Genomic DNA, 14,776 nt, shown 5'->3' with positions numbered 1-14,776 from the left:
GAAAGCACGGGTATTGATGAGTGCCGCAATTATGCTGGGGGACAAGCGAAAGAGGAAAGTGGTGAACGCAACGCTGTTCACAACTAACGAACGACTTCGTATTCATGCCCCAACGCCAGGCAATGGCTCAACCACTCCCCCAGGAACATGTTCAGCTGGGCTTTTTCATCCGGTTGATGCATTGAGGCATTCGGATAAGGATAGATGCCGCGAAAGCGTCGTGCATGTTCGGCACTGACGACTTCAGCCATGCAGGCGTCGTGATATACCTGGACTTCCAACTGCGGCACCGGCAGCCATGGCAGGCTGTGCTCCTGGCGCACTTGCAGGGTAGTGGTGTACGGGCAGACCTGCAGCACCTCGAGCGCCAGTACGCCGAGCATCTGGTCGCCATGAGTCACGGCAATGCGTCGCGCCGCCGGCTCGCTACGCATGTCCGGCAACAGTCGCATAAGGCGCGCATAGTTGGCCTCGCAAGAAGCTTGCAGCCCCGCGAGGTCGACTCGATAGCGATCGCGCAACTTGTTTACGACCATAACCCCCTCACTTCAGCGCGGTTTAAAGCTAGCCATTGCAAGGCAATGATGCTGGCCGCGTTGGCAATTCGTCCGTCGCGCACGGCTTGCAGGGCATCTTCGAACGCCCAGACCGTAACGCGGATATCTTCTGCTTCTTCTTCCAGCCCATGCAGGCCCCCGGCCCCGGTGGTCTCGCAACGTCCCAGGTATAAATGCACAAACTCATTGCTGCCGCCCGGCGATGGAAAATACTTGGTCATCGGCCAGAGCGCCCCAAACACAAGCCCAGCTTCCTCCTGCGCTTCGCGGTGAGCAACTTCTTCCGGCACTTCATCCTTGTCGATCAGACCGGCGACCAGTTCAATCAGCCACGGGTTGTCGGTCTTGCCCATGGCGCCGACGCGAAACTGCTCGATCAGTACCACTTCGTCACGCTGCGGGTCGTACGGCAGGACGCAGACGGCATCATGGCGAACGAACAGTTCTCGATTGATTTCGCGACTCATGCCTCCGGCGAACAATTCGTGGCGCAGGTGCACACGATCAAGCTTGTAAAAGCCCTCGTAGCACTTTTCGCGCCGAACGATCTCAACAGCGGTCGGAATGGCGTTGGCAAAATCAGTCATGACAATCCTCGTAGTTGCTCCGAGGCTCCAGCCTCGACTTCGCGCCATCCTAACGCGCCCGCTACCTTTGATGCAGCCCCTTTCCAGACAGCGGGATAGACGGTGAGGGCGAAACCAACTCTAATTAGCTTAGTGGCGAACTGATTACCGCGCTGGCAGTCGAAGCGGGTAACTTTCGCCTTTCCCTGTTTCATGAAGGACGCCCATGTCGCTTTTCAAAATCGCCTCCGTGGCCGCAATCGCGTTGACCCTGGCCGCTTGCCAGAGTCTGTTCCAGCCCAACTACCGGACGCCGCTGGAAACCACCCGTGACGCCTCCGAGCAGCTGAAGCCGGGCTGCACGACGGCTGATTGCCCGCTGGTCAATATCGACACCCTGCGCTTCCCTGCCGAGCCTGCGCTCGACGGCATCATCGAAAAGCGCTTGCTGCAAATGACCCGCACCTCGCCCGACGCCCCGGTGGCGCCGACGCTGGCGGCCTATCGCGATGAGTTTTTGCGCACCGCCGGCCCGCGCTACAGCAGCTATTTGCAGGCCAAGGTACGGGAGCAGCATGACGGCTTGGTGATCATCGAGTTTTCCAGTTACCTGGACACTGGCGGAGCCCATGGCACGCCGGGCCGCAGCTTCATCAACTACTCGCGCCAGCAACACAAGGTGCTGACGTTGTCGGACATGTTGCTGCCAGGCCAGGAAGACGCATTCTGGAAAGCCGCACAGGTGGCTCACAACAGCTGGCTGATCAGCACCAAGCTCGATCAGGAAGCGGAGTTCGTGAAGAGCTGGCCCTTCCAGAAGACCCAGAATGTGGCGCTGACCTACGGCGGGGTGATCCTCAAGTACGAAACCAGCACCATCGCTCCCTACGCGCTGGGCCATGTCGAACTGAAGATCCCCTACCCACGCCTGAACGGCATTCTCAGGCCCGAGCTGTTTCCTGGCCGTAACTGAAGGCTCGGCCCAGCACCAACTGCAGCAACCCTGCCAGAATCAGTGACGGCAGGGTTGCGCCGATGTCCGGGTACAGATTGGCCAGCAAATGATAAGTGCTCACCCCGCCCAACCAGGCGAGCAACGCCGGCCAGCGCAATGCGGCTGATGCGACTCGGGCACTGCGCTTGCGCAGGATGAAGTGATCCACCAGCACCACGCCGAACAGCGGCGCAAACACCGAGCCGATCAACAGCAGGAAGTTCTGGTACTGCGCCAATGGCGCCAGCAAGGCGATCAGCGTGCAGACCAGGCCGATGGCCAACGCCAGGTGCTCGACTTTGAAGCGCACCAGCACCCCGCTGGACACTGCCGCCGAGTGAATGTCGGCAAAGGCGTTCTCTGACTCGTCCAGCAGGATCAGCAGCAGCGGAATCCCCAGGCCGGCGCCAGCCAGTGCCAACAGCAGGGCATTGACTTCACCACTCGGGGCGAACGCCAGGGTGTAGGCCACGCCAAGGCTCATCAGCCAGAAGTTACCGATAAAAAAGCCCAGCGCGGTTCCGCCGAAGACGTTTTTCGCACGCGTGCCGAATCGCGAGTAGTCGGCAATCAGCGGCAGCCAGGACAATGGCATCGCAATGGCGATGTCGAAGCCCACGGCGAACGGCATCGAACCGTCGCCCGCCTGCGCCCACAGTGCGGCCAGGTCGGCTTTGACGAACAGGTTCCAGGTCAGCCAGATACACGCGGCCAGCAACAGCCAGATACCCCACTTGCGCAGGATCTGGCGCACGAACGTCAGTGGGCCGCTGACCGCCAGCAAAGTCGCCAGGCCACCGAAGAACAGGGTCCATAACAGTGGGCTCGACAGCAGACTGCCTTCGCTGAAGGCGCGTGCGCCCAGCAGACTGGCGGCGTCGCGCATGACGATGATTTCGAACGAGCCCCAACCGATCAGTTGCAGCAGGTTCAGCACCGCCGGCAGGCTTGCGCCCTTGATGCCGAGGCTCAGCTTGAGTGCAGCCATCGACGACAAGCCGGTGTCGCTGCCGATCACGCCGACGGCCGCCAGCAGCAGGACGCCGACCAAGGTGCCGAGGAAGATTGCCAGCAGTGAACCGGACAGGCCGAGGCCCGGCGCGAGCAAAGCGCCGGTTTGCAGCACCATCAGGCCGATGCCGAGGGAGAACCACAGGGAAAACAGATCGCGACCACCGAAGACACGCTTTTCAGCGGGCACCGCAATGTCGGGGGAGTAAGTGCTGGGTTGAATGCTCACGGGTGTTATCTCAGAGGGACATTTGTTGTTGTGTTGATCGCTATCGCCAGCAGGCTGGCTCCCACAGGGGACTTGTGAACGCTACAGATCCAATGTGGGAGCCAGCCTGCTGGCGATGGGGCCTGTACAGGCCCCACCTTTTCAGGTCAGATCAAACCTTCTTGTACAGCTGACTGCCTTCCTGCTTGAACCGCTCAGCCTGCTCCGCCAGTCCCTGGGCAACTTCGGCATCAATGGTTTCGATCCTCTGGTTGGCCGCATATTCACGGACTTCCTGAGTGATCTTCATCGAGCAGAATTTCGGTCCGCACATGGAGCAGAAATGCGCGACCTTGGCCGAATCCTTCGGCAACGTCTCATCGTGATACGAACGGGCGGTGTCCGGGTCAAGGCCCAGGTTGAACTGGTCTTCCCAACGGAATTCAAAACGCGCCTTGCTCAGGGCATTGTCGCGAATCTGTGCACCCGGATGGCCTTTCGCGAGATCGGCAGCATGCGCGGCGATCTTGTAAGTGATGATCCCGGTTTTCACGTCATCCTTGTTCGGCAGGCCGAGGTGCTCCTTGGGCGTCACGTAGCAGAGCATGGCGCAACCGAACCAGCCGATCATCGCCGCACCGATACCGGAAGTGATGTGATCGTAGCCCGGCGCAATGTCGGTGGTCAGCGGGCCCAGGGTGTAGAACGGCGCCTCGTCGCAGCACTCGAGCTGCTTGTCCATGTTCTCCTTGATCAGCTGCATCGGCACATGGCCCGGGCCTTCGATCATGCACTGCACGTCGTGCTTCCAGGCGATTTTGGTCAGCTCGCCGAGGGTTTCCAGTTCGCCGAACTGCGCGGCGTCGTTGGCGTCGGCAATCGAACCTGGGCGCAGACCGTCACCCAGCGAGAAGCTGACGTCGTAGGCCTTCATGATTTCGCAGATGTCTTCGAAATGCGTGTAGAGGAAGTTTTCCTTGTGATGCGCCAGGCACCACTTGGCCATGATCGAACCGCCACGGGAAACGATGCCCGTCACGCGCTTGGCGGTCAGCGGCACGTAGCGCAGCAGCACACCGGCGTGGATGGTGAAGTAGTCCACGCCCTGCTCGGCCTGTTCGATCAGGGTGTCGCGGAACAGCTCCCAGGTCAGGTCCTCGGCCGCACCGCCGACTTTTTCCAGGGCCTGGTAAATCGGCACGGTACCGATCGGCACCGGCGAGTTGCGGATGATCCACTCACGGGTTTCGTGAATGTGCTTGCCGGTGGACAGGTCCATGACCGTGTCCGAACCCCAGCGAATGCCCCAGGTCAGTTTCGCCACTTCTTCTTCGATGGACGAACCCAGGGCGCTGTTGCCGATGTTGCCGTTGATCTTCACCAGGAAGTTACGGCCGATGATCATCGGTTCCAGTTCGGTGTGGTTGATGTTGGCCGGAATGATCGCGCGGCCACGGGCGATCTCTTCACGGACGAATTCAGGGGTGATGATCTTCGGCACGCTGGCGCCGAAGCTGTGGCCGGCGTGTTGCTGGTCCAGCAGGCCGGCGGCACGGGCCACTTCCAGCTTCATGTTCTCGCGGATGGCAACGTATTCCATCTCGGCGGTGATGATGCCTTTGCGCGCATAGTGCATCTGGCTGACGTTGGCGCCGGCCTTGGCGCGGCGCGGGTTGTTCACGTGAGCGAAGCGCAGCTTGGTCAGCTCGGCATCGGCCAGGCGTTCCTGGCCGAAATTGGAGCTCAGGCCGCTCAGGCGCTCGGTGTCGCCACGGGCTTCGATCCACGGCGAACGCACATCGCCCAGGCCTTTGCGCACGTCGATGATGACGTTGGGGTCGGTGTACGGGCCCGATGTGTCGTACACAACGACAGGCGCGTTGATCTCGCCGCCGAAATCGGTCGGGGTCACGTCAAGGCTGATTTCGCGCATCGGCACGAGGATGTCCGGGCGAGAGCCCTGGACGTAGACTTTTTGCGAGCGGGTAAAGGGCTGAACCGACTGTTGATCGACTTGGGCCGAATCACTCAGGTTCGTCGTATTTTTTAGTTTTATCGTCATCACGGGCTCTCCAGACAGCATCCAGGCAGTGGATTTTTGTCGGAGCGAACCTGTAACGAATGGACGCGACCAATCAGCGATGACACTGCTGCTGGTGCTGTGCTCAGTGCTCGAGGGGTGTTCGATTGTCGAACAACATCCCGGACGAAGCACAAGAGGACTCGCCGGGTGACGAGAAATCTTGTTCCCTACGCAGGCGCTAACCTGATCAGGTTCAACGGGATCCGAAATTATTCGATCTCAGCCTCATAGCAAGGCACCCCGACAAGAACCCGGCCAGTCTAGACACAACTGACACAGAACGCCAACCCCGCAGTAAACACCTTGATGAATGGCGTAATTACAGGATTGTTGCCGAACGTGTGGGCAACTACACTCGCTACGCCGCATCACGTCATGACGTTGTGCGTTGACGATCTACAACATCGCGCCGTACCTTGGCGCAAATTATCAGCGTAATTTTTAGGGATGGCCGCATGCTGCGCAAACTTTCACTGGCCCTTGCCGTGTCTTGTGCTTCGAATGGAATGGCCTGGGCAGCGGAAGCGCCCTTATCGACCAGGACTGACCTGGTGAGCGTCTATCAGGAAGCCGTGGATAATAACGCCGACCTGGCCGCTGCTCGCGCCCAGTACGGCGCGCAGAAAGAGGTAGTGCCGCAGGCACGGGCCGGGTTGTTGCCGAATCTGTCCGGCGGAGCCCAGGTCGCCAATGTGCGCACCGACATCAATCAGCCGTCCGCCGTGGCCTCCCGCAGCGCCAACTCCTATCAGGCGACACTGGCCCAGCCACTGTTCCGCGCCGATCGCTGGTTCCAGTACCAGGCGGCCAAGGACGTCAACGAACAGGCGGCCCTGCAACTGTCCGCGACAGAGCAGAACCTGATCCTGCAGACGGCCGAAAGCTATTTCAATGTGCTGCGCAGCCAGGACAACCTGGCCTCGACCAAGGCTGAGGAAGCGGCATTCAAACGCCAGCTGGACCAGTCCAACGAACGCTTCGATGTCGGCCTCTCGGACAAGACCGACGTGCTGCAATCGCAAGCCAGCTACGACACTGCGCGGGCCAACCGCATCGTTGCGCAGCGCCAGGTGGATGATGCGTTCGAAGCGCTGATCACCCTGACCAACCGTCAGTACAACTCGATCCAGGGCATCGTCCATACCCTTCCGATCCTCCCGCCGGCACCGAATGATGCGAAGTCCTGGGTCGACACGGCCGCCCGGCAGAACCTCAATTTGCTGGCCAGCAACTACGCGGTCAGCGCTGCTGAAGAAACGCTCAAACAGCGCAAGGCCGGCCACGCTCCGACGGTGGATGCGGTGGCGAAGTATGAAAAAGGTGACAACGACGCTTTTGGCTTCAGTAACCCGAATGCCTTCGGCCAGGCCTATGGCGGCCCCGTCGAGCAACGCACCCTGGCCCTGCAGCTGAACATCCCGATCTACAGCGGTGGGCTGACCAGTTCCCAGGTCAGGGAGTCCTACTCGCGCCTGGACCAGACCGAACAACAGCGTGAAGGCCTGCGCCGGCAAGTCGTGGAGAACACGCGCAATCTGCACCGCGCGGTGAATACCGACGTCGAGCAGGTGCAGGCGCGCAAGCAGTCGATCATTTCCAACCAGAGCGCGGTGGAAGCGACTGAAATCGGCTATCAGGTCGGTACGCGCAACATCGTCGACGTGCTCGATGCCCAGCGCCAGCTGTACACCTCGGTGCGCAACTACAACAACACCCGGTACGACTACATCCTCGACAACCTGCGCCTGAAACAGGCAGCGGGCACGTTGAACCCGGGCGACCTGGAAGACCTCAAGCGCTACCTCAAGCCCGACTACAACCCCGACAAGGACTTCCTGCCGCCGGATTTGGCCAAGGCTGCGGCTGAGCAATTGAAAGCTCGACCGTAGACGCAAAAAATCGTCCGAACACGGCCCGAGCCTGCGGCAGCTCCTACATGGAAATGCATTCCAAAGTAGACGCTGCCGCGCAGGCTCGGGCCGCGTTCGGACGATCTTTGATTCCAGGCGACGCAGTCTAACGATCGATCAACCGCCCCAACCCATCCAGCAAGCGTTGCAACGCGCCCTGGTTGGCGCGCATCACGCTCAATCCGGCCTGGGCCATGCGCTGCGCGTCCCGGGGCAATTCGAACAAACGTTGCACCTCTACCGCCAACCCTTCGGCATCTTCCACCTCCTGCAGCGCGCCGGCATTGCGCAGTTGCGCGGCTATTTCGAGGAAGTTGAACAGGTGCGGGCCGCTCAGTACCGGCTTGGCCAGTGCTGCCGGCTCCAGCAGGTTGTGCCCGCCGTTCGGTACAAGGCTGCCACCGACGAATGCGGTATCCGCCAGGGCGTAAAGGAACAGCAATTCGCCCATGGTGTCGCCCAGCAGTACTGAAGTACCGGCGCTGACCGTCTCGCCGGTGGAGCGTCGAACCGTGGCGAAGTCCTGCCGGGTGCACAGCTCGAACACCGAATTGAACCGCTCCGGATGGCGCGGTACCAGGATCAGCAGCGCATCGGGATGATTGGCGAGCAACTGACGATGCGCCGCCAGCACCACCTCGTCCTCGCCTTCATGGGTGCTGGCGGCAATCCACACTGGACGCTCACGTGCTTGCCATTGGCCGCGTAACTCGGTGGCACGCTGCAGCAGCTGCGGGTCGATGGTCAGATCGAATTTGATCGAGCCGGTGACTTCGACGGTTTCCGGGCGCGCACCCAGGTCGCGAAAGCGTGAGGCCTCGACCTCGGTCTGCACCGCAAACAGGCTCATTTCGGCGAGCATCGGCCGGGTCAGTTTGGGCAAACGGCCGTAACCCCTGGCCGAGCGCTCGGACAGTCGGGCATTGGCCAGCGCCACGGGAATACCCCGTTTTGCGCACTGGTGGATATGATTGGGCCATAGCTCGGTTTCCATGATCACGGCCAGTTTCGGCCGCACGCGATCCAGGAATCGCTTTGCCGCACAGGGCAGGTCATAGGGCAGGTAGCAGTGTTGAATTCGCGGTTCATTGGCGAACAGGGCCCGAATGCGCTCGGATCCGGTCGGGGTCATGCAGGTCACGGTGATCGGCAACTGAGGATAACGTTGCAACAGAGCGCGGATCATTGGCGCCGCCGCGATGCTCTCGCCAACTGACACCGCGTGTACCCAGATTCCGCCGGGCTGCAACACCGGCAGGCCATAGGAAAATCGCTCGCCGATGCGTTTGGCATACGCCGGCGCCTTGCGCGCCCGCAGCCAAAGCCGAATCGCTACCAATGGCAGCCCCAGGTAAAACAGCGCGGTGTAGAGAGTTCTATTCATGGCGGCGGAGTTTATCGGCTTTTGTCGCCGATCGCCCGCAAGTGCACGGCAAAACGTTCCGCCAGCCAGCGAGCGGCCGGGCCCAGTGGTTCGTCGCGACGCCACACCAGCTCCACGACGAGGGCCGGAGGCGTCCATTCGCTGACCAGCTCTACCATCTGCCCCTGATAAGCCGGGTACTGCACCACGTGCCGCGGCAACCAGGCCCAGCCGAGACCACGTACCAGCCATTCGGCCATTACGTAGAAACTGTCGGCCCGCCAGACCTGCGGACTGGCGGGTTCGCTACCGGGGTAGACACTGGATTGAGTGGACATGAGTAACTGGCGATGCTGCGCCAACTGCTGGCAATCAACTTCGTTTTTGCCTGCCAATGGGTGGCCGGTGCCACACACTGTAACCATTTCGACGCTACCCAATACCCGGCGCTCAAGGGATTCGGGAATCTGGTCGTGATAAAACAGCAGGCCGAGGTCGGCCCGGCGCTCCACCAATTTACGCGCCACGTCGCCCTGGGCAGCACTGGTCAGTTGCACCTCAAGGCTGGGAAATTGTTGCGCCAGGGCTTCAAAGCTATCCACAACTGCCTGGTAGGGCATGGCCTCATCCTGGGCCACCCGCAGACGGGCTTCCTGCCCGCGCATCATCGCCAATGCCCGGCCGTTCAAACGCTCGCACTGACGCAGGACTTCCCTTGCTTCTTCGAGCAAGGCATCGCCGGCTTCAGTCAATTTCGGCTGGCGCCCGCTACTGCGATCAAACAGGCTGACGCCGAGGTCTTCTTCCAACAGCGCAATCGAACTGCTCACGGCCGACTGGGCCTTGCGTTGAACGCGCGCCACCGCCGAGAACGAGCGTTGTTCCGCTACGCTGACAAACAGACGAAGCTGTTCCAGATTCCATTGCATGCTCATGGGCAACCCATCTCCGTAACAGATAGGTAATGACTTTACCGCATCTGGAGAATCTCTAAAATGCAGGCTTGATAAAGCAACACATCACTTGAGGATGCACCTATGACCGCTTACTACTACCTGGCCATTGCCATCTGCGCCGAAGTGATCGCGACCGTTTCAATGAAAGCCGTCAAAGGTTTCAGCACGCCCCTGCCGTTGGTGCTGGTGATCGTCGGCTACGGCATCGCCTTCTGGATGCTGACGCTGGTGGTGCGCAGCGTACCGGTGGGCGTGGCTTATGCGGTGTGGGCCGGCATGGGCATCGTGATGGTCAGTGTCGCCGCGCTGTTTATCTACGGGCAGAAGCTGGATGTGCCGGCGATGCTGGGCATGGCGCTGATTGTGCTGGGGGTGGTGGTTATCCAGTTGTTCTCCAAAACTGCAGGCCACTAACGCCCGCAATGCTGTCTAGTGTGGGAGTGAGCCTGCTCGCGATAGCGGTGCGCCAATCGACGCATCGGTTGCCAGGTAAACCGCTATCGCGAGCAGGTTCACTCCCACGGGTCTGTCGGCCGCTGCAATGTTTGAGTCTGTATACTGCGCCCTCGTCTTGAACACTGAGGTCGCTGCATGCCATCCGTTATTTCCACCGACGTTCTGATTGTCGGCGCTGGTGTCGCCGGCCTCTGGCTGAACGCGCGCCTGCGCCGCCAGGGTTTTTCGACCGTGCTGGTGGAAAGCGCCACCCTCGGTGGCGGGCAAAGCCTGAAGTCCCAAGGCATCATCCACGGCGGCGCCAAGTATGCGCTGCACGGTGCACTGACCGGCGCCTCGGAAGCCATCGCCGATATGCCACGACGCTGGCGTGAAGCGCTGGCCGGCGACGGCGAACTGGATCTGAGCGGCGTACGCCTGCTGTCCGAAGCCCACTATCTCTGGTCCCCCGGCACCATCGCTGGCAACCTCACCAGTTTCTTCGCCAGCAAAGCCGTGCGTGGCCGGGTCGACCAGGTCAAGGGCGAGCAACTGCCACCCGCCCTGCAAGACAAGCGTTTCAAGGGCAAGGTCTATCGCCTGGCCGAGCTGGTGATCGATGTACCGAGCCTGATCCAGCGCCTGGCCGACCTCGCGGGCGACGGCCTGCTGGCCGGGCATGAGATCGAACCGTTTCTGGAAGCTGGCCTGCTGGTCGGCCTTAGAGTCGACGGGCGCGATATCCGGGCGCAGCGCATCGTTCTCAGCGCCGGGGCGGGTACCGCAGCGCTGCTCGAAGCACTGGGGTTGAGCCAGCCGGCCATGCAACGTCGACCGCTGCACATGATCATCGCCAAGGGCCCCGGCCTGAAGCCGTTGTACGCCCACTGCCTGGGTGGCGGGACCAAGCCGCGCATCACCGTCACCACGCACCCGGCGGCAGATGGCCAGTGGGTCTGGTACCTGGGTGGCGACATTGCCGAAGCCGAAGGCGTCGCCCGCGAGCCGGTCGAGCAGATTGCCACCGCGCAGAAAGAACTCGGCCAGCTCCTGCCCTGGATCGACCTCAGTAGCGCCCGATGGGCCACTTTGCGAGTGGATCGTGCCGAGCCTTTGCAGTCCGGCCTGACACGCCCGGACAATGCCTTCCTGGCTGAACAGGGCCGGCTGCTGGTCGGCTGGCCGACCAAGCTGGCACTGGCGCCGGACTTCGCTGACCGGGTCATTGCCTCTCTTCAACGCGATGGCATCCAGCCCAGCCACAACGCCACGTTGCCTGAACTCCCGAAACCACCCATGGGCATTCCTGCCTGGGAGCAACTGCTGCCATGAGCCAACCAACCCTGCACGAACTGCACCGCCCGCTGGGCAGCACCGGCCTGATGGTTTCGCCACTTGGCCTGGGCACCGTGAAACTGGGCCGCGACCAGGGCGTCAAGTACCCGAACGGTTTCCAGATCCCGGGCGATGATGAAGCGCGCATGTTGCTCAAGCTCGCACGGGACATGGGGATCAACCTGATCGACACCGCCCCGGCCTATGGCCACAGCGAAGAACGCCTCGGCCCGTTGCTGCGTGACCAGCGCCAGGACTGGGTGATCGTCAGCAAGGTGGGCGAAGAGTTTGCCAATGGCCAGTCCAGTCACGACTTCAGCGCCGCCCACACCCGATTGTCAGTGGAACGCAGCCTGAAACGTCTGGAAACTGATTTTATCGACCTGGTGCTGGTGCACTCCGACGGCAATGACCTGGCGATTCTCAACGACAGCGAGGTCTACACAACCCTCGCCGAGCTCAAGCAAGAGGGCAAGATCCGCGGATTCGGCTTCTCCGGAAAAACCGTCGAAGGTGGCTTGAAGGCTCTGGAACAGGGTGATTGCGCGATGGTCACCTACAATCTGAACGAATTGAATGAAAAAGCCGTCATTGACTATGCTGCTGCTCACGGCAAAGCCATTCTCGTCAAGAAAGCCCTGGCCAGCGGCCATGTGTGCCTCAGCCCTGGCGTAGATCCGGTGCGCGCCAGCTTCGAGTTGTTGTTTGAACATCCGGGCGTTGCCAGTGCTATTGTCGGGACCATCAATCCGCTGCACCTCGCCCACAATGTCGCGACCGTTGCCAAGGTCCTTCGTAGAAACTGACGCCGCCGACGCGGCCTTAAGCAGGAGCCGACATGCCGCGTACGCTCATAAGAAAGAACCCCAGCAACTTCAAGACCCTGCCGTTATTCGTCGAAGCGACTCCCGAAGGCCTGAGTTACCAGAGCGTCGGAATGCCGCTCAATTTCTCGCAAACCCTGCAGCGTCGCCGCCCCGTGGCCGTGGCCGATGCAGAGCGCTTCGCCGTGGAGCTGGCCAATCTCGGGGTTTCGGTGCGCCTTACATTGCACTGGCAGAACCGCGATTACTGGGTCTTGGTGCGCCAGCGCCGACAGGATCGCGGCGACGTGGTGCTCAAGCTGATCTCCGGTTATGTGCCGGCCCACGAGCTCAACCTGCCGCTGCACACGGCCATTCAGGAAATCGCCGAAGAATGCCTGCTGGAAACGCCCGAAGGCTGGCTTGGCGGACGCTTCAATGACACCTGGCTGCCTGCGCCCTACTCGTCCGCCCTGCATTATCGGGAAGCCTTGCCGTTTCGATTGACGCCCCTGTCGGGGTCGGCTCGACCGGTGCGCTGCGCGAACATGCAACTGATCGAACGTCCACGCGCTTACGTGCACCTGCCCACAGCCTCGTTGCAACTGATCTACGACTTACGCCTCGACGTCCCCAAGGAAGCCAAGTCGCTCAGCCTGTTCCATGTCGACGAACGCCTGGAAGGCGACCAACTGGTGGCCAGGCTCGATCGCAAGCGGCCCGATCTGTACCTGATGCCCTTGCAGGACGGCCAGCCGATGGCTGAGCTCTACACCTTGAAGAAAGACCACCTGTATCCGGCGAGCACTCGCGGGTTGTACCTGGCAGAGAGTTTTGCCCTGCAGGAAGGCTGGCTGGTGCGCGATGAGCGGATCAAGTGGAAGGATTGGGTGAAGCAGCAGGGACTGAGCCCCCCGGGGAAGGACTCGGGTTTAGCGAGGTTGCGGGGCAAGGCCAAGCAATTGCTCAAGAGAATCGTGCCACGCAAGAAGGTCAGTTCCTGAACCAAAAGATCGCAGCGTCTACAGGGCAGGAGCTGCCGCAGGCTGCGATCCTTTGACGTGCGATCAAAGAAATTTTCAAGGATCGCAGGCCAGCTCTTACGACTTGCGGATCTTCTCCACAATCGCCGTAGTCGAGCTGTTTTCCACCAGCCCCAGGACTTTCACCGTGCCGCCGTAGGCTGCCACGATGTCCGCACCCACCACCTGCTCAATGCCGTAATCGCCACCCTTGACCAGAACGTCGGGCTTGACTTCGCGCAGCAGGTTTTCCGGGGTCCCCTCCGAGAAACTGATAACCCAGTCCACAGCGCCCAGGCCGGCCAGGACGGCCATGCGCCGGTCAACACTGTTGATCGGACGCCCAGGACCTTTCAGTCGGCTCACTGACGCATCGTCGTTGACCGCAACGATCAGACGATCGCCTTGGGCCCGCGCCTGCTCCAGGTAAGTCACGTGACCGGCATGCAATATGTCGAAGCAGCCGTTGGTGAACACGATCTTCTCTTTATGCGCACGGGCATCGTCAACCGCCAGCAGCAGTTGCTCGAGCCCCAGCACACCGCGCTCGGAGCCTTCTTCGCGCTGAATGGCGCGCCGCAGTTCCGGTGCACTGATGGCAGCAGTACCCAGCTTGCCGACCACGATACCCGCAGCCAGGTTGGCCAGGGCCACTGCATGGGGCAATTCTTCACCGGCTGCGATCGCTGCTGCCAGGGTCGAAATCACCGTATCACCGGCCCCCGTGACGTCGAACACTTCACGCGCCCGCGCGGGAAGGTGCAGCGCGGGATGACCGGGGCGCAACAAGGTCATGCCGTGCTCACCGCGAGTCACCAGCAAGGCGCCGAGGTCGAGCTCCTGCATCAGGGTCGCGCCCTTGGTCACCAGTTCGTGCTCATCGCTGCATTTGCCGACGATGGTTTCGAACTCGCTGAGGTTCGGCGTGATCAGGCTTGCACCACGATAGATGGAGAAGTCCTTGCCCTTGGGATCGGCCAACACCGGAATACCACGAGCGCGGGCAGCCTGGATCAGCACCTGATGATTCTTCAGCGCGCCTTTGCCGTAGTCGGACAACACCAGCACCTTGATGCCTTCGAGCAATCCATCGACTTGCTCGCCCAAGGCGAGGGCATCGGTAGCGAAAGGTTCTTCGAAGTCGATACGCAGCAATTGCTGGTGACGACTCATGACCCGCAACTTGACGATGGTCGGCTGGTGCGCGATGCGCTGGAACAATGCCCGCACGCCGGCGCCCTTGAGGCTGTTGGCGAGGCTGTCGGCGGCTTCATCGTCGCCGGTGACGCCAATCAGGGAGGCCGGCGCACCTAGAGCGGCAATGTTCAACGCAACGTTGGCGGCACCGCCTGGGCGGTCCTCGATTTGCTCGACCTTGACGACTGGTACCGGCGCCTCCGGGGAGATCCGTGAGGTACCACCATGCCAATAACGGTCGAGCATGACATCGCCGACCACCAAGACAGGGGCTTGATCGAATCGCGGCATGGACAACTTCATGGAGCAACCCACATACAAAATGAACAGGGGCGC

The 14,776-nt window shown here is 61.2% G+C and carries 13 protein-coding genes and 1 riboswitch; of the genes, 6 read left to right on the top strand and 7 right to left on the bottom strand.

The annotated features are described in order from the left end of the window. Positions 1-83 precede the first annotated feature (83 nt). Together EQV97_RS16765 and EQV97_RS16760 are read right to left on the bottom strand one after the other, a co-directional pair. Positions 84-536 carry a DUF1249 domain-containing protein gene (locus EQV97_RS16765; RefSeq protein ID WP_045061863.1) on the bottom strand — a complete coding sequence of 151 codons (453 nt, stop codon included), beginning with the start codon at positions 534-536 and terminating at the stop codon, positions 84-86. After that, a complete protein-coding gene (locus EQV97_RS16760; protein WP_045061864.1) occupies positions 527-1,144 on the bottom strand; it encodes an NUDIX domain-containing protein in 618 nt (205 codons plus the stop codon). The genes EQV97_RS16765 and EQV97_RS16760 overlap by 10 nt, the downstream gene beginning before the upstream one ends. A 205-nt stretch (positions 1,145-1,349) precedes the next feature. On the opposite strand from EQV97_RS16760, the gene EQV97_RS16755 reads away from it, so the two are divergent. Beyond that, positions 1,350-2,096, top strand: a complete 747-nt coding sequence (locus EQV97_RS16755; protein WP_122841545.1) for an RsiV family protein — start codon at positions 1,350-1,352, stop codon at positions 2,094-2,096. Here the strand turns inward: EQV97_RS16755 and cytX are convergent. Further along, positions 2,065-3,357, bottom strand: a complete 1,293-nt coding sequence (cytX, locus tag EQV97_RS16750) for a putative hydroxymethylpyrimidine transporter CytX (protein WP_122841544.1) — start codon at positions 3,355-3,357, stop codon at positions 2,065-2,067. The two genes, EQV97_RS16755 and cytX, sit on opposite strands and share 32 nt — an antisense overlap. A 151-nt stretch (positions 3,358-3,508) precedes the next feature. Further along, positions 3,509-5,398, bottom strand: a complete 1,890-nt coding sequence (gene thiC / locus EQV97_RS16745) for a phosphomethylpyrimidine synthase ThiC (RefSeq protein WP_240889289.1) — start codon at positions 5,396-5,398, stop codon at positions 3,509-3,511. Between the two features lie 168 nt (positions 5,399-5,566). Then, positions 5,567-5,672: riboswitch (TPP riboswitch) on the bottom strand. A gap of 202 nt (positions 5,673-5,874) precedes the next feature. On the opposite strand from thiC, the gene EQV97_RS16740 reads away from it, so the two are divergent. Continuing rightward, positions 5,875-7,308, top strand: coding sequence for a TolC family outer membrane protein (locus tag EQV97_RS16740; protein ID WP_122841543.1), 1,434 nt, complete (start codon positions 5,875-5,877; stop codon positions 7,306-7,308). Positions 7,309-7,435: 127 nt separating this feature from the next. Here the strand turns inward: EQV97_RS16740 and waaA are convergent, their stop codons facing one another. Together waaA and EQV97_RS16730 are read right to left on the bottom strand one after the other, a co-directional pair. Then, entirely contained in the window at positions 7,436-8,713 is a 1,278-nt protein-coding gene (gene waaA / locus EQV97_RS16735) for a lipid IV(A) 3-deoxy-D-manno-octulosonic acid transferase (protein WP_122841542.1), read from the bottom strand. Between the two features lie 11 nt (positions 8,714-8,724). After that, a complete protein-coding gene (locus tag EQV97_RS16730) occupies positions 8,725-9,627 on the bottom strand; it encodes a LysR family transcriptional regulator (RefSeq protein ID WP_205895992.1) in 903 nt (300 codons plus the stop codon). Between the two features lie 102 nt (positions 9,628-9,729). Here EQV97_RS16730 and EQV97_RS16725 point away from each other — a divergent pair, with 102 nt between their 5' ends. The 4 genes from EQV97_RS16725 to EQV97_RS16710 all read left to right on the top strand — a co-directional run bounded on the left by EQV97_RS16725 (position 9,730) and on the right by EQV97_RS16710 (position 13,225). Then, positions 9,730-10,062, top strand: a complete 333-nt coding sequence (locus tag EQV97_RS16725; protein WP_015093202.1) for a multidrug efflux SMR transporter — start codon at positions 9,730-9,732, stop codon at positions 10,060-10,062. Positions 10,063-10,239: 177 nt separating this feature from the next. Next, positions 10,240-11,415, top strand: a complete 1,176-nt coding sequence (locus EQV97_RS16720; protein WP_122841541.1) for an FAD-dependent oxidoreductase — start codon at positions 10,240-10,242, stop codon at positions 11,413-11,415. Beyond that, positions 11,412-12,224: an aldo/keto reductase gene (locus EQV97_RS16715; RefSeq protein WP_225569335.1), complete on the top strand. Its 813-nt coding sequence runs from the start codon at positions 11,412-11,414 to the stop codon at positions 12,222-12,224. The genes EQV97_RS16720 and EQV97_RS16715 overlap by 4 nt, the downstream gene beginning before the upstream one ends. A gap of 32 nt (positions 12,225-12,256) precedes the next feature. After that, positions 12,257-13,225, top strand: coding sequence for a metal ABC transporter ATPase (locus tag EQV97_RS16710; protein WP_122841539.1), 969 nt, complete (start codon positions 12,257-12,259; stop codon positions 13,223-13,225). 96 nt (positions 13,226-13,321) lie between these two features. Here the strand turns inward: EQV97_RS16710 and hldE are convergent, their stop codons facing one another. Then, positions 13,322-14,743: a bifunctional D-glycero-beta-D-manno-heptose-7-phosphate kinase/D-glycero-beta-D-manno-heptose 1-phosphate adenylyltransferase HldE gene (gene hldE / locus EQV97_RS16705; protein WP_122841538.1), complete on the bottom strand. Its 1,422-nt coding sequence runs from the start codon at positions 14,741-14,743 to the stop codon at positions 13,322-13,324. Positions 14,744-14,776 lie beyond the last annotated feature (33 nt).

The organism is Pseudomonas sp. TMW22090 (assembly GCF_022496665.1).
In the GTDB taxonomy this organism is placed as follows: Bacteria; Pseudomonadota; Gammaproteobacteria; order Pseudomonadales; family Pseudomonadaceae; genus Aquipseudomonas; species Aquipseudomonas gregormendelii.
The sequence above is the reverse complement of the archived record's forward strand: the minus strand, read 5'-3'. Positions and strand labels throughout refer to the sequence as shown.

Bases quoted from the DNA above. Each gene is read 5' to 3' on its own strand.
- EQV97_RS16765 (WP_045061863.1), bottom strand. From the start codon at position 536: ATGGTCGTAAACAAGTTGCGCGATCGCTATCGAGTCGACCTCGCGGGG.
- EQV97_RS16760 (WP_045061864.1), bottom strand. From the start codon at position 1,144: ATGACTGATTTTGCCAACGCCATTCCGACCGCTGTTGAGATCGTTCGG.
- EQV97_RS16755 (WP_122841545.1), top strand. From the start codon at position 1,350: ATGTCGCTTTTCAAAATCGCCTCCGTGGCCGCAATCGCGTTGACCCTG.
- thiC (WP_240889289.1), bottom strand. From the start codon at position 5,398: ATGACGATAAAACTAAAAAATACGACGAACCTGAGTGATTCGGCCCAA.
- EQV97_RS16740 (WP_122841543.1), top strand. From the start codon at position 5,875: ATGCTGCGCAAACTTTCACTGGCCCTTGCCGTGTCTTGTGCTTCGAAT.
- waaA (WP_122841542.1), bottom strand. From the start codon at position 8,713: ATGAATAGAACTCTCTACACCGCGCTGTTTTACCTGGGGCTGCCATTG.
- EQV97_RS16730 (WP_205895992.1), bottom strand. From the start codon at position 9,627: ATGAGCATGCAATGGAATCTGGAACAGCTTCGTCTGTTTGTCAGCGTA.
- EQV97_RS16725 (WP_015093202.1), top strand. From the start codon at position 9,730: ATGACCGCTTACTACTACCTGGCCATTGCCATCTGCGCCGAAGTGATC.
- EQV97_RS16720 (WP_122841541.1), top strand. From the start codon at position 10,240: ATGCCATCCGTTATTTCCACCGACGTTCTGATTGTCGGCGCTGGTGTC.
- EQV97_RS16715 (WP_225569335.1), top strand. From the start codon at position 11,412: ATGAGCCAACCAACCCTGCACGAACTGCACCGCCCGCTGGGCAGCACC.
- EQV97_RS16710 (WP_122841539.1), top strand. From the start codon at position 12,257: ATGCCGCGTACGCTCATAAGAAAGAACCCCAGCAACTTCAAGACCCTG.
- hldE (WP_122841538.1), bottom strand. From the start codon at position 14,743: ATGAAGTTGTCCATGCCGCGATTCGATCAAGCCCCTGTCTTGGTGGTC.